Origin of the sequence: Ponticaulis profundi (genome assembly GCF_042659465.1) — a bacterium.
GTDB classification, from domain to species: Bacteria; Pseudomonadota; Alphaproteobacteria; order Caulobacterales; family Hyphomonadaceae; genus Ponticaulis; species Ponticaulis profundi.
Map to the genome: position 1 here is coordinate 93,258 of NZ_JBHSSW010000004.1, position 14,309 is coordinate 107,566.

Consider the following 14,309-nt stretch of genomic DNA (forward strand, 5'->3'; position numbering starts at 1 on the left):
TCATCCACCGTGGAAGTGGCCGTAAATCCGCTCGGCGAGGGCCTGGCTGACACCTTCGACGGTTTCCAGATCAGCGAGTTTGGCAAGTGCCACGCCCTTGGCAGACCCGAAGCGGTGCAACAGCGCCTTCTTGCGCGCCGGACCAATGCCTTCAATCTCGTCGAGCGGGTTCTTCTTGATATCCGCAGAGCGCCGCGTGCGGTGCGCGCCAATCGCCCAGCGGTGCGCTTCATCGCGCAGGCGCTGCAGATAATAGAGCACAGGTGCCGTCTCCGGCAGCTGAAAAGGGGCCTTGTTCGGTCGGAAGAATTTCTCCCGGCCCGCATTCCGGTCCGGCCCTTTGGCAATGGAGACCAGCGTGATGTCGTCCGTGGTCAGGCCAAGCTCGCGCAGCGTTTCAATCACCGCATTGAGCTGGCCCATGCCGCCATCAATCAGCACCAGATCCGGATAATTCGGCGATTTTTTGAGGAGGTTTTTTCTTTCATTCTGCTCACCAGCGTTTCCTCCAACTTCGCTGTTCGGGCTGGTTGCGCCTTCGCGGTCGCTTGTGGGGGAAGGTGAGCTGGCGTCTGAGCTGTTGTTTGTTGTTTGACCGCCCGCTTCGGCTGTGCCTGCGCGGCCGCTTGTGGTGTCCTCCGGTGCACCGTCGGCTGTAATCCCGGCCTCTTTCATCAGGCGGGAGAAGCGGCGGCGCATGACTTCGCGCATCATGCCATAGTCATCACCGGGTTCGAGATCGGCATCCTTGATGTTGAATTTGCGGTACTGGTTTTTCTCAAACCCTTCCGGGCCCGCAACCACCATGCCGCCAACCGCATTCGAGCCCTGAATGTGGGAGTTGTCATACACCTCAATGCGTTTTGGCGGTTCAGGCAGGTCGAAGACCTTCTTCACCTCTTCCAGAAGACGTGTCTGGCTGGCGGTTTCGGCAAGCTTGCGGCTGAGCGCTTCGCGGGCATTGTTCAGCGCCTGCATGACCAGTTCACGCTTGCCACCGCGCGACGGCGTGCGCAGCTCGACCTTGCGGTCGACCTGTAGCGAGAGCGCTTCGCAGATCAGCTCGGCCTGTTCCGGCTCATGCGATGTGAGAATGAGGCGCGGCGGCGGGCGGTCATCATAGAACTGCACGAGGAAGGCGGCCAAAATATCGCCGGGCGTGGAGTCTTTCTCATGGCGGGGATAATAGGCCTTGGTGCCCCAGTTCTGGCCGGATCGATAGAAAAAGACTTGTACGCAGGACTGTCCGCCATCGGCAGCCAGCGCGAACACGTCGGCCTCTTCCACGCCTTCCGGGTTGATATCCTGGCTGGCGCGGACCGCCGCAATGGCGCGGATGCGGTCTCGCAAACGGGCGGCCTGTTCGAACTCCAGCGCCTCGGCGGCGGCGTCCATTTCCTCGGCCAGCTGCTTGTGCAGCTTCACCACCTTGCCACGCAGGAAGTCTGCGGCCTGATCGGCAAGCTTGCGGTATTTCTCCGGCGAGATCAGGTCGACGCAGGGCGCCGAGCAGCGCTTGATCTGGTGCAGCATGCACGGGCGCGACCGGCTGTCGAAGACGCTGTCTTCACAGGTGCGCAGGAGGAAGGCTTTCTGGAGCGTATCCAGCGTGCGTGTGACCGATCCCGCGCTGGCGAATGGGCCGAAATAATCGCCTTTCAGCTTCTTCTTGCCGCGATATTTCACGATTTGCGGGGCAGGGTGGTCGCGCCGGATCAGGATATAGGGGAAGCTCTTGTCATCGCGCAGGAGGATGTTGAAGCGAGGCTTCAGCCGCTTGATGAGATTGGCCTCCAGCAGCAGGGCTTCGGTCTCTGTCTCTGTGACCACGAACTCCATGCTGACCGTCAGCGCGATCATCAGCGCAATGCGCTGGGTGTGACCGCCCAGCTTGGCGTAATTGCTGACCCGGTTTTTGAGATTCTTCGCCTTTCCGACATACAGCACCTCGCCGTCCGTACCGAACATGCGGTAGACGCCGGGCTTGCCGGGAAGACGGCTGAGATTGTCCTTGATGACCTCGACGCCCTGAGGCGTCATGGGAACGGTGTTATTGTACGCCATACGCGCTTTTATCTTGCTTCGGGGGCGGCGTCACGCGCTTCGCTGCGCAAGTTGCGGCACATACTGACAGGTTTTTGCATGGGGCCGTGCCGGTCAGTAGGCTTCCATAATGGATGTCATGCTGGTCGGGACAATGCGATAGTTATAGGGAATATAGAACAGGACGCTTATCCCATCGGCATTTACCCAGCGCAGCCGGTCATCCAGGTCATCGATCATGACGCGGTAATCCGGGCCGAGCTGATCGGTGACGCTTTTGACTTCACTGAGGATCAGGTTGATGAGGTCCATCCGGTACTGGTCCGGATCGACGATGCTGATCGTCGTCGAGCCACTGATGGTCGCCGTTGCGCGGCCAATGCCTTTTATTTTTCCTGCAAAGACCTTGAGACGCGTCGCCAGACTCTGAACATCATCCGTGTTGGCGGGGATTGGCGTTCGCAGCACGAGCTGGGCGAGCGATGTGTCCGGTCGGCTTCCGCCTGTTAAGGGCAGGTTCTGAGCCGACTGAAGCGGGTAGACCATTCCATTGGCGTCCAGACTCACGCTGATATTGTTTTCTTTTCCGGCAAGTGACAGCAGGTCCTGGACGGTTTTTTCGATCTCCTGTTTGCGGGTTTCGAGATCTCGTGAATCGCTTTCGATGAGCAGATCCATCAACAGAAAGTCGCCCTGGCGTTTCAACACGACACCCGGCATTTCAGCGCGTCTCTGCGCCGATACGACGACGGTATCCAGCGTGTATTCCTGCGCCAGTGCGAGCGGTGTCGGTGCGAAAAGCGATATCAGGCCAAACCCTATGGCGCCGAGTGAAATACGAAACATGCCCAATCCATCCCCGGGTTCACTTATATTGCGCCGTGATGGTGCGACCAAAGATTGAGTCGGTCAAGAACGCAGAGTGACGGGTGATTTTGTCTAAAGCGCAGCAGGGCATTCCGGTATGAGAGTTGCAATGTCTCGCGTGATTGATCTGACGATGTCATAACGAGACAGGTGCTGCCATGAGCCAGTTTGCTCCCATTTTCTGCTTTCTCGGAATTGCGGCGTTTGCCTGCGTACGGGTGGCAGATACCGAATGGAAAGTCGGGCTGAAATGGGCGGCCGCGTCGTTTTTCGTGGTCGCAGCAACGCTGTTTGCGGATGATTATCTTTATTCCGGGTTCGTACAGCAATTTTTTTCCAAAAACTGACCCGTTTGCCTGGTGAAAACGCAAGATTTGCGTTGGCGTTTGGCGACTTCTCCGTATAGTGCGCGCGATTAGTAACCACGGGGAACAATTATGTCTGTCCTGCAATTGAGTGAAGCAGTTAACCGCGTTCAGCCATCGGCCACGATCGCAGTCAGCAATAAGGCTATGGAACTCAAACGTCAGGGTATTGATGTGATTGGTCTGGGCGCTGGCGAGCCCGATTTCGATACGCCAGACAACATCAAGGAAGCGGCCATCAAGGCGATCCAGGATGGCAAGACAAAATACACGCCAGTCGATGGTATCCCGGAGCTGAAAGAAGCCATTTGCGCAAAGTTCGAGCGCGAGAACGGTCTGTCCTACAAGCCGAGCCAGGTGAACGTGTCTCCGGGCGGCAAGCCGGTGATTTTTAACGCTTTTCTGGCGACGCTGAACCCGGGCGATGAAGTCATCATCCCGGCGCCTTACTGGGTGAGCTATCCTGAAATGGCGATCATTTGCGGCGCGACACCTGTGTCTGTCGCCTGTGGTCCAAACCAGAATTACAAGCTGACGCCGGATGCGCTTGAGGCTGCGATCACGCCGAACACGAAATGGCTGATTCTCAACTCACCATCCAACCCGACGGGTGCGGCCTATTCCAAGGCGGAACTGCGCGGTCTGGCAGACGTGCTGCTGCGTCACCCGCATGTCTGGGTGCTGACAGACGATATGTATGAGCACCTCGTTTATGATGGCTTTGAGTATTACACGATCGCTCAGGTCGAGCCGGGTCTTTATGACCGCACGCTGACCATGAATGGTGTGTCCAAAGCCTATGCGATGACAGGCTGGCGGATCGGTTATGCAGCTGGCCCGGAAAAGCTGATCGGTGCCATGCGCAAGGTGATGAGCCAATCCACATCGAACCCGTGCTCGATTGCGCAATGGGCATCTGTTGAAGCGCTGAACGGTCCTCAGGATTTCCTGAAGGAGCGGGCTGAAGCGTTCAAACAGCGCCGTGACCTCGTCGTGGCTGGTCTGAACGCGGCTGAGGGGCTCCATTGCCCAACGCCGGAAGGCGCGTTCTATGTCTACCCATCCTGTGCAGGTGCGATCGGAAAGACGACACCGAAGGGCGTTCTCATTGAGAATGACGAGATTTTCGCAACAGAGCTTCTTCAGGATGCGAATGTCGCGGTTGTGTTTGGCGCCGCCTTTGGCCTGTCTCCGGCATTCCGCGTGTCCTATGCGACCTCAACGGATGTTCTGGAAGAAGCGGTGAAGCGCATTCAGGGTTTCTGTGCGTCGCTGAAATAGGCGCGGCCAAATCCAGTATAAAAGAAAGCCCGGCACTGGCCGGGCTTTTTTGTAAGTTCATGGGTTGGGTATTTCAAAATTACCAGTTGGAACAGTTCCAGTCCTGTCCCGGATTGTCAGAGCCGATCCAGTTGTAATTATACCGGCCATTGGCGTTGTAGGTGTACCAGGTCTTGATGGCGCCGGGCCGAATGCCATCCGCGCCGCAATCCTCTCCGCCATCGGATTTCTCGTTACAGAAACGCGCATAGATGCGGTAGCTGCAGCTGTTCTTGTATTTCACGTAGAATGTGGTGTCGCGCCAGTAACTCTCGGAGACGGACATGCAGTCTCCGCCCCAGTTATCGAGGCCGTCCCAGCAACCGCGGCTATCTACACTGTCATTGTGCGCCGCAGTTGCTGAAAGCCCGCTCCCCATAAGCAACGCCGCCAATCCGAGTGTACGAAAAGTTCTCATCATGACGTGTTGCCCCCGCAGCCCTTGAAATCAATTCGGCGTAATTTGGCCCCAGTGTTTTTCCCAGACTAGCTACAATAAGTTATAGATTGACCGTGTTTGGTCCTCATTTCAGAGCAGGCCGAATCGAAAGCCTTTTGCGACGGCTTCGGCAAGCGTCTGTGCTTTCAGTTTACGCCGCAGGTTGCGAAGGTGCATGTCGACGGTCGCGATGGACAGATTGCTGTCGAACGCCATCTGGTCGCGGGTCTTTCCAAGTGCCAGGTCTCCCAGCATTTGACGTTCACGGTCTGTAAGATTGAAGGCGAAGCCTTCCCGCATGGCTTCGAATTCCGGCTTTAATGCCTGCAGGAGCGCAAAGGTGGCGATGTGAAGCTCGCTGAAATGCGTTCTGGCCGCTGTAAGCGCGGAGCGATCCCCCCCGAAGACAAAGCCGAAAAAACGTTCATCGCGTTCATCCGGTGCGACTTGCGATTTGCCGACAATGGCCAGCCCATGTGCCATGCCGGCGTCAGCGCTTCGGCTCATCACCTCTCTCTGACGGGACGGGGCATCGGGCAGACCTGCCAGCGCATCGCGGCCAATTTCGAATATATCGGTCTGGCGGGCGGCCGTGAGCTGCTGGCCACGAAGAAGGATCGCGTCTTCCTCATACATGGCTTCGCCGACATATTCGTCGAGAAAGGCTGCGGACAGGTTGGCACCGCTGAATTCGTTGAACTGGCCGACACCCTCACGAAGTTCGAAGGCACCAAAGTTGCAGAACTCAATGCCGACGCGCTGGACGAAATCAAAATAGAGTTGCTTGGCGGTCTGCATCCGGTCCGCCGCCGGGAGCTGCGCGTCTGACAAACCATAGAGCGCTGTCAGGAAGTCGGACAGATCATTGATGGGGCGGCTCATGTGGCGGAAAACTCGAAACAAAAAAACACAGTGACAACAGCGCCATACGTCAAATTTCAACGCTTTCTGAAGTTTGTCAAATGCATAAAAAAAATTGATATGAAAAATAGGTGTTATCGATTTTTATTCTGCGGAAGCATCCCTACATTAGGTAGGTAGATACCTCAGAAGGGACACCGATATGAAAAACGCAACAGCACTGACAGACGATCAAAAAGCGAAACTCGCAAAAGGTCTGCGCGCCGTTCTCGGCGACATCTATGCGCTTTACGTAAAGACCCATGGCTATCACTGGAACGTCACGGGCCCACGCTTCAAATCACTGCATGAGCTGTTCATGGAGCAGTACACAGAGCTCTGGACGGCACTTGATGAGATTGCGGAGCGTCTGCGCGCGATTGGTGAGTATGCGCCGGGAAACACCGAAGCCATTCTCGAATATGCGACCATCAAGCCGGACAACTCCGTGCCGGACGCTGAGTCCATGATCGAAAATCTCGCAACCGGCCATGACACGCTGTCTGCAACGCTGAAAGAGGCGTTGGATGCAGCTGACGAGGTGGGCGATGATGTGACGGTGGATCTGTTCACTCAGCGCATGAATGTCAGCCAGAAAACGGCCTGGATGCTGCGTTCGAGCATCTAAGTCAGATCTGACAGACAAGAAACAGGAAGCGCGCGTCCACAATGGTCGCGCGCTTTTCATTTTTGCAACGCACAACGGTTGTGATCATGTTCAGGGAAAAAGAAAGCCGGGCTGCTAAAAAGCGCCCGGCATAAGGTGTGTCTCGGGGAGGAAACGCCCAATCATTGAGGATCAGGCTGCATGTTGAGACGTCATGCACGAGTTGAATGTACTTTTATTTTTGCATGGCACAACAGACGATGCAGTAATGAAGATATGCGCAAACGCATACCTCGCGAATTACCCGTCTTTATGGGCAGATTTGAACCGGTTGATCTCTTCGGTGAGGAAATTCCGGAATGCTGCAATGCGAGTAGAGCGGCGCATATCGCGCGGATAAATGAAGTAGAGCTCGAAAGACGGCATGCTGATATCCGGCAAAATCTTCACGAGATTGGTATCTGCGGAAATCATGTAGTCCGGCAGGTCGGCAACGCCGAGACCGGCTTCTGCTGCGCGCACCATGGCAAGGACATTGTTGATGGTCATGCTGGGGCGGCGAGGGGGCTGATCATCGCGTCCGACGCGTTGTGCCCAGTTCGCTTCCTGCATGTGTTGGTGTTCTTCGCCATAGACAATGACGCGGTGGTGATCGAGGTCGGAAGGGGCTTCCGGGGCGCCATGGCGTTCCAGATACGCACGCGAGGCATAAAGGCTGGTTTTCACAGGCATCAGATAGCGCTGGATCAGGTCGGCCTTGTTCGCGGCCCATAGCGTGATGGCGCATTCTGCTTCAAGCTTGAGGAGGTCAGCCTGGCGGTCATCGAGCAGCAGGCGCAAATGGACGTCCGGATAACGCTCTGTGAAGATGTGCAGGCGGTCCATCAGCCAGGTTGAGCCAAAGGCAATCGGCGCGGTGACAACAAGCTCGCCCTGCGGGCTGTCCTTGGCATCACGAATAATGGTCTGAGCGACAAAAGCCGCATGCGCCATTTCGGATGTGGCTTCATGCAGTTTGGTGCCAGCCTCGGTCAGAACGAGGCCACGGGCATGGCGCTGGAACAGAGGGACGCCAACGCTTTCTTCGAGCGCTGCAATCTGCCTGGAGACGGCAGACTGGCTGATACGGAGCCGCTCACCAGCAGCGGTAAGACTGCCTGTTTCAGCGGCGGCGTGAAATGATCTTAGTTTGTCCCAGTCCATGGCGAAATGATGCGGGGGTTTGAGCGCAACAGCAAGACAAATCGGGGAATGGCGGCAAACCATTCCCCGTTCATTTTAAACAGGTTTGACAGGCGATCAGAATTCGTAGCCGACCGTGATGCCAAAGGCGCGTGGTGCGTTCGGATAACCCGTCATGGAGCCAGCCTGAGCAACTGCCGGGAAGGCCTCTGCAATATACTCATCATTGAAGATGTTGCGGCCCCAGATGGAGACGTCCACGCCATTGCCAACATCGAAGCCCGCTGCCGCGTTGAAGACGCTGACTTCGCGCTCCAGACCCTTCAGCAGAATGACTTCGTCCGGATCGTCCGTCAGAGCTGTCGGAGACTCATACTGCCAGTCACCACGCACGAAGGCGTCCCAGCCATTTGGCAGGGTAAAGTCGTAGGATGCAGCAAGCGATAGCGCGGTCTCCGAGATGCCAGCAGGTGTCTGTCCGGAAATGTCACCCGCACCGGAGTTTTCAAACTCATCATAGAGAGGATCCAGGAAGGTGCCTGCTGCGAACAGGGTCAGGCCGTCCATCGGGCTCCAGGTGACGTCGGCTTCGATACCTTTGGTCGACTGAATGCCTGCGTTCGACAAGGCGTAGCCGGTGCCAAGGAAGACGTTTGACTGGAAGCCTTTGATCTCCTGATCAAAGATGGCGATATTGAAAGCCAGATTGTCGAAAGCGGCTTTCATGCCGACTTCATAGACGGTGGCTTCTTCCGGTCCGGCATAGCGCGTACCAGCCGAGAGATTGGTCACGCCAAGGCCCTGAGCGAACAGAGACGGAATATCACCGGCAAAAGGCCGGCTGTCACGCGACAAGTTCCAGGAGGTTGCCTTGAAGCCTGTCGCGATCGAGCCATACACATCAAAATTGTCTGACATTTCGTATGTGACACGGAAAGCGTAGGTGAGCTTCTCGTCGTCGCTGGAGCCGCTCTCAACCGCATTTGGATAGTTCACAAATGGTGGGAAGAATTGCAGCGCCTGCAGGCCTAGCAATGGGTTCACGGCGGCGTTGTCATCATTCGCATCGGCAAAGGCCTGAGCGCCGGACTGGATTTGCGCGAGTGCAGCAGGATTGGCCATGGCAAAGGCAGCGAGCTGTGCCGGATCGGTTGCGTCAATGCCATAGCCTGCCAGCGTTTGTGCGACAGCGGTCTGATAAAGCACGCTATTGCCAATGCTGACGAAGTCGAGCGCAGAGAATGGATCGGAGTTTGCGACCTGTGCAAACGCGTCTTTCTCATCTTCGGTGTAGTTGAAGCCAACGGTCGCGGTCAGGCGGTCTGTGACATAGGCGTCGACGGTCGCAAAGACCGACCAGGACTGGTTGTCCTGACCATAGGACTCAACAAGGCCCTGACCTGGCTGGCCGAATGTCGTGCCGACCGGCAGTCCAAGCAGAGCTTCGACCTGCGCATAGCCGCCGCCGGAGAGAATGTCGGCATAGCCGCGCAGATCGGTGCCATAATAGATTTCGTTCTCGATCTCGACCGTTTCGTCGAAATAGAAACCGCCAATCATCCAGTCGAACGCGTCTTCATGGCTACCCGCGAGGCGTAGCTCCTGTGTGAAGGTCTCGATGGATGTGTCGTTGAAATAGGTGCCAATCAGATCGGCGCTGGTGAAATCGGCATCGGCGTTCTGAAGATAGTCGAGGCCCCGCGCAGACGTGATCGAGGTCAGCGTCATGCCGTTAAAGTCATAATCAATTTGCGCGGATACGCCGTAGTTTTCGATTTCGTTGGTTGGGGCGTAGTTGCTGTAGATCTCGTAGGAGAACGGGTCTTCAGGATCGAGCGCGCCGCCAAGCGCGAAAATCGCAGCTCCTGTCGGGCCATTGGTGATGTTGGCTGCAACACAGCAGGTCTCGTCGATCTCGTTATAGTCCGCAATGACGCGGATTTTCAGATCGTCCGTCGGCAGGAAGAGCAGCTGACCGCGAACGCCCCAGCGATTGCGATCATTCATGTCTTCGCCCGTGCCGAGATCATCGGCATAGCCGTCGCGCTTGTTGATGTTGGCAGCAAGGCTGTAGGCGATCTTGTCTGTGATCGGGCCTGTGATGTCGCCTGAGGCGCGCATCAGATTGTCATTGCCTAGCGAGCCTTCAATGCTGCCGCTTTGTTCAAAAGCAGGCTCGGCCGTGATGATGGAGATCACACCGGCAGAGGCGTTCTTGCCAAACAGGGTCGATTGCGGGCCGCGAAGGACTTCGACGCGCTGGAGGTTTGGCAGGTCGCCAACCTGAGCTGCGGAGCGGGAGCGATAGACGCCATCGATGAAGACACCAACGGATGGCTCGACACCGGCATTGTTCGCGCCATTACCAAAGCCGCGAATGAAGAAGCTGGTATTGGCGGAGGTCTGGTACTGGTCGACCTTCAGAGATGGAACGAGCGTCTGCAGGTCCTGAAGGTCCAGAATTTCAGCCTGATCAATGACGCTGTCGTCAATGACAGAGACGGCGACCGGCGTTTCCTGAAGGGTTTGTTCCTTCTTCGTCGCCGTGACGGTGACGATCTGCAGACGGCGGTCTGCATCAGCGGCTTCTGTCTCGGTCTCCTGCGCAAAGGCGGAGATGCCTGCGAGAGTCGCTGCCGTGAAGGCCGATCCGCAAAGCAGAAGTGTTCGAAGTTTTGACGCGTTTCGCTCGAAAGTATTATTCGTTTTCATATCGGCTTAGCCCCTTTGCCCGATGTATTATTGGCAAAGTGGCTAAGTCGTTTGAGAAGTACGTCAACTAAAAAGTCGCCGCGCGTCACTGTCAGAGCAAAGAATAACTCCAGTTGTGGAGTTTATGCACCAAAGCCAGTGAACACGAGGAGTTTTATTCAGCGATTATTCAGCTGCTTCGAGAACACCTGACTCTTTTTCTGCGAGATAGCGTTCTGCTTCAAGCGCCGCCATGCAGCCCATACCGGCAGCCGTGACGGCCTGACGGTAGGTTTCGTCTGTCACATCACCGGCAGCGAACACGCCTGGCACATTGGTTTCTGCCGTGCCCGGCTTGGTGATGACATAGCCGTTCGGCTTCATGTCGACCTGGCCCTGGAAGAGCTCTGTAGATGGCTGGTGGCCAATCGCAACGAACACGCCATGGACGGGCAGCTCGGTGGTCTCGCCGGTCACGATGTTCTTCAGACGCGCGCCGGTCACGCCGAGCGGGTTCTCTTCGCCAATGACTTCATCGAGCACGCTGTTCCAGATGACTTCCGTCTTCGGGTGCTTCATGAAGCGATCCTGCAGGATTTTCTCTGCGCGCAGGCCATCACGGCGGTGCACAAGTGTGACCTTGGACGCAAAGTTCGTCAGATAGAGCGCTTCTTCGACAGCCGTATTGCCGCCGCCAATCACGATGACGTCTTTCTCGCGATAGAAGAAACCGTCACATGTCGCGCAGGCAGACACGCCGAAGCCCTTGAACTTCTCTTCTGTTTCCAGCCCCAGCCATTTTGCCTGAGCGCCGGTCGCGATGATCACGCTGTCAGCGGTATAGACCTTGTCTTCTTCGGTCGTGATGGTGAAAGGCGTGGCGGAGAAGTCGACGCTAGCGACCTGTTCTTCCTGTACGCGTGCGCCCATGGCTTCAGCGTGTTCACGCATTTTGATCATGAGATCCGGGCCCTGGACTTCTTTCTCGCCCGGCCAGTTCTCAACTTCAGTGGTGATGGTCAGCTGTCCGCCTGGCTGGTAGCCAGCGAGAACAAGCGGTTTGCGCATGGCACGGGCCGCATAGACCGCTGCGGTGTATCCGGCAGGTCCTGCACCGATAATGATGATCTCTTCGTGATTTCCATCGCTCATGTCAGCAAACTCCGTTTTCAGAGTGGAGTTATAGGGATGAGCGACCGGTGATTAAAGGGTCAGCGCGCTGAGACTGTGCACAATTCGGTGTATTAGTGGTGGTGATCGTGCGCAGCGAGCCGATCGACGCTTGGAAAGTCACATTCATCGAGGGGTTCGAGGTCGAGCTCGATTGTGGCGTGGTCGATATCGAACTCTGATTCGAGAATGCGGCGGACTTCCGGGATCAGATCCATAGCATTCTTGCGCTCATGTGGCACGATGTGCAGCGTGATGAGGCGGTCTTCCCCGGTCAGCGTCCAGGCATGGATGTGGTGGACCGCGCGGATGGCCGGAATGTGCGCAATGACACCCTGAGCAATCGCAGGCAGGTCGATGCCTTTCGGCGTGCCCTGCAACAGGATGTGCGAGGATTTCCGGATGATCGGAATGGCGCTCCAGAACAGAAGGCCCGCCACGGCGACAGACAGGATCGGGTCGATCAGTGTCCAGCCGGTCAGCCAGATCACAATCGCAGCTGTGACGGCAGCGACCGAGCCCATAAGATCGCCCAGCACGTGCGCAATCGCGCCGCTCATATTCACATCATCATGATTGTGGTCAGCATGCAGCATGAAGAACAGGCCGACATTGATCAAAAGGCCCAGGACAGCGACCACGAACAATACGCCGGAAAGGACAGGCTGGGGTTCAAGGATGCGGTGAATGGCTTCGACGACGATCCAGACGCCAAGCGCGACCAGCAACAGGCCATTCACAAATGCGGCCAATACCTTGAAGCGGGCAAAGCCGAATGTGCGGTGCAGGTCTGCCGGACGGCGGGCGATCATATAGCCGGCAAAGGCGAGGGCCAGGCTGCCGGCGTCGGTCAGCATGTGAGCGGCATCGGCCAGAAGCGCCAGAGAGCCGGAGACCAGGCCGCCTATGACTTCCGCGATCATGAAGGCAAAGGTCACCAGCGCCGCAAAACCAATACGTTTTTGCGCGCCATAATGGCCCGAGATCGAATGACTATGGTCTTCGTGGTTATGGATGTGCAGGTCTGACATGCCTGCAAGCTAGCCTATTTTACCGGCAGCGGAAAGAAAAAATGCATTTGAAACAGTATGTTATATAGTCATTCTCAGTTTCAATTGCAGTTGCGCATAATCTCTTTCGAAATCAACAGCTTGAGAAATCGCCTTAGCGCCGGTCAAAGTCGCCAAGGCGCGAACCGGTTGGGCGCTCATAGGCGGGAGGCGGGTAGCGCTCTTTCAGTCGACGCACAATCTCGTCCGCAACCCGGTCGATTTCACGCAAAGGCGTGTACTTCCAGCGGCTGACTTCGCCGTCAAACCATTTGGCCATGCCGCGCTCGACCAGCGCATTGTGCAGCTTCGTGAATTTGCCGCTATGCCCTTCCAGTTTCGCAATGTGGATTGGTAGTCCGAAATAGGCGGCATCGGACAGCATGTTGGAGGAATCCTCCGTCACAATGGCGGCATCGGACATCATAAGGTAGGCGAGATAAGGGTTCGCTCCATCTGCGGTGCTTTCCCAGAAGCGGGCACCGACGCGTTCGGAGAAGGCGCGGAACCGGACGCGCGCATGGGTCGGTGTGCGACGTGAGCACACAATCCGCAGCTTGGCGCCATCAGCGGAAATCTGTGTGAGCTGCGCTTCCAGATCCTTGCAAACCGCTTCGGTCATTTTGTGTGTCTTGGAATCGCCGCCCAGAATGACAACGACCTTGAAGCCGCGCTCATCCATCAGGTCACCGAAGGCGAGCTCTGCGTCTTCAATCGTGTCAGGTGCAAAATAGGTCGGCGAGCCGACAAGCTGCATGACATTGTCGCCTTCAATGCCGTCATGTTCAGGAATGACGACCAGATCAAAATCATCCAGAGGCATTTGCGGGTTCATGATGTGAACCGTCAGCGTGTCGCCGCCTGAGGCCGATTTGATGTATCTGGAATATGGCGCGGTCTTGCGTCCCGCCGCCAGCCAGAGCGTTGGCCAGGGCGGCTGGAAGATCTCTTTCTGATCTTTCGGGAGGCAGGACAGGGGCGACCACCACATGCGCGAGGGCAGGAGTGGTTGCAGCCCTTTCGGGGTGAGTTCGATCGGCTTTGCCTTGTGGGCCTCACCATTGATGTGGCCGATCTGAACCCATCGGTTCATTTCACCAAGTGCCCGGGCGATCGCTGTTGCCTGCGCGGCATGTCCCGCCCGGCCATCCGATGCCACCCAGACAGAAGGCCCGAGTGCACCGGACTTCGACATATCTAGATGTACTCCACCTTGAGTATCTCGTAGGACTTCGCACCGCCGGGAGCAGCAACTTCAACCACGTCTTCTAATTCCTTGCCGATCAGCGCACGCGCAATCGGAGACGTGATCGAGACCTTGCCGGACGCAACGTCTGCTTCGTCTTCACCAACAATCTTATATGTTGATTCTTCTTCGCTTTCTTCGTCCATAATGGTGACGGTGGCACCGAACTTCACGGTATCCCCAGAAAGTTTAGAAGTATCAATGACGTCAGCACGTGCGAGCTTGTCCTCGAGTTCCGCAACGCGGCCCTCGATGAAGCTCTGCTTTTCTTTCGCCGCGTGATATTCCGCGTTTTCCGACAGATCGCCATGTTCGCGCGCTTCTGAGATCGCAGCGATGATGTTTGGGCGTTCGACGGTTTTCAGATTCTTCAATTCAGCGTCGAGAGCCGCGTGGCCCTCAGCGGTCATAGGTATTCTTTGCATTCAGG

The 14,309-nt window shown here is 56.6% G+C and carries 13 protein-coding genes; 3 read left to right on the forward strand and 10 right to left on the reverse strand.

Annotated features, from left to right (window positions below; translation table 11 throughout):
• Both uvrC and ACFQDM_RS03750 read right to left on the reverse strand, forming a co-directional pair.
• Positions 1-2,064, reverse strand: a complete 2,064-nt coding sequence (gene uvrC, locus ACFQDM_RS03745) for an excinuclease ABC subunit UvrC (protein ID WP_377375668.1) — start codon at positions 2,062-2,064, stop codon at positions 1-3.
• 93 nt (positions 2,065-2,157) lie between these two features.
• Positions 2,158-2,889, reverse strand: coding sequence for a hypothetical protein (locus ACFQDM_RS03750; RefSeq protein WP_377375670.1), 732 nt, complete (start codon positions 2,887-2,889; stop codon positions 2,158-2,160).
• Between the two features lie 179 nt (positions 2,890-3,068).
• Here ACFQDM_RS03750 and ACFQDM_RS03755 point away from each other — a divergent pair, with 179 nt between their 5' ends.
• A complete protein-coding gene (locus ACFQDM_RS03755; RefSeq protein WP_377375673.1) occupies positions 3,069-3,257 on the forward strand; it encodes a hypothetical protein in 189 nt (62 codons plus the stop codon).
• A 90-nt stretch (positions 3,258-3,347) separates the two neighbouring features.
• Positions 3,348-4,556: a pyridoxal phosphate-dependent aminotransferase gene (locus tag ACFQDM_RS03760; RefSeq protein ID WP_377375676.1), complete on the forward strand. Its 1,209-nt coding sequence runs from the start codon at positions 3,348-3,350 to the stop codon at positions 4,554-4,556.
• 79 nt (positions 4,557-4,635) lie between these two features.
• Here the strand turns inward: ACFQDM_RS03760 and ACFQDM_RS03765 are convergent, their stop codons facing one another.
• Entirely contained in the window at positions 4,636-5,016 is a 381-nt protein-coding gene (locus ACFQDM_RS03765) for a hypothetical protein (protein WP_377375679.1), read from the reverse strand.
• A gap of 108 nt (positions 5,017-5,124) precedes the next feature.
• Positions 5,125-5,916 carry a helix-turn-helix transcriptional regulator gene (locus ACFQDM_RS03770; protein WP_377375681.1) on the reverse strand — a complete coding sequence of 264 codons (792 nt, stop codon included), beginning with the start codon at positions 5,914-5,916 and terminating at the stop codon, positions 5,125-5,127.
• Positions 5,917-6,097: 181 nt separating this feature from the next.
• On the opposite strand from ACFQDM_RS03770, the gene ACFQDM_RS03775 reads away from it, so the two are divergent.
• Positions 6,098-6,562, forward strand: a complete 465-nt coding sequence (locus ACFQDM_RS03775; RefSeq protein ID WP_377375684.1) for a Dps family protein — start codon at positions 6,098-6,100, stop codon at positions 6,560-6,562.
• A gap of 279 nt (positions 6,563-6,841) precedes the next feature.
• Here the strand turns inward: ACFQDM_RS03775 and ACFQDM_RS03780 are convergent, their stop codons facing one another.
• The 6 genes from ACFQDM_RS03780 to greA form a co-directional block, all read right to left on the reverse strand.
• Positions 6,842-7,744, reverse strand: coding sequence for a LysR family transcriptional regulator (locus ACFQDM_RS03780; protein WP_377375687.1), 903 nt, complete (start codon positions 7,742-7,744; stop codon positions 6,842-6,844).
• Positions 7,745-7,840: 96 nt separating this feature from the next.
• Positions 7,841-10,435 (reverse strand): TonB-dependent receptor, encoded by a 2,595-nt coding sequence (locus ACFQDM_RS03785; protein WP_377375690.1) that lies wholly within the window; start codon positions 10,433-10,435, stop codon positions 7,841-7,843.
• Between the two features lie 165 nt (positions 10,436-10,600).
• A complete protein-coding gene (trxB, locus tag ACFQDM_RS03790) occupies positions 10,601-11,566 on the reverse strand; it encodes a thioredoxin-disulfide reductase (protein WP_377375693.1) in 966 nt (321 codons plus the stop codon).
• Positions 11,567-11,658: 92 nt separating this feature from the next.
• Entirely contained in the window at positions 11,659-12,615 is a 957-nt protein-coding gene (locus ACFQDM_RS03795; RefSeq protein ID WP_377375695.1) for a cation diffusion facilitator family transporter, read from the reverse strand.
• A 133-nt stretch (positions 12,616-12,748) separates the two neighbouring features.
• Entirely contained in the window at positions 12,749-13,828 is a 1,080-nt protein-coding gene (locus ACFQDM_RS03800) for a mitochondrial fission ELM1 family protein (protein WP_377375698.1), read from the reverse strand.
• A 2-nt stretch (positions 13,829-13,830) separates the two neighbouring features.
• Complete coding sequence (gene greA, locus ACFQDM_RS03805) at positions 13,831-14,304, reverse strand: transcription elongation factor GreA (protein WP_377375700.1); 474 nt, start codon at positions 14,302-14,304, stop codon at positions 13,831-13,833.
• Between the last annotated feature and the right edge of the window lie 5 nt (positions 14,305-14,309).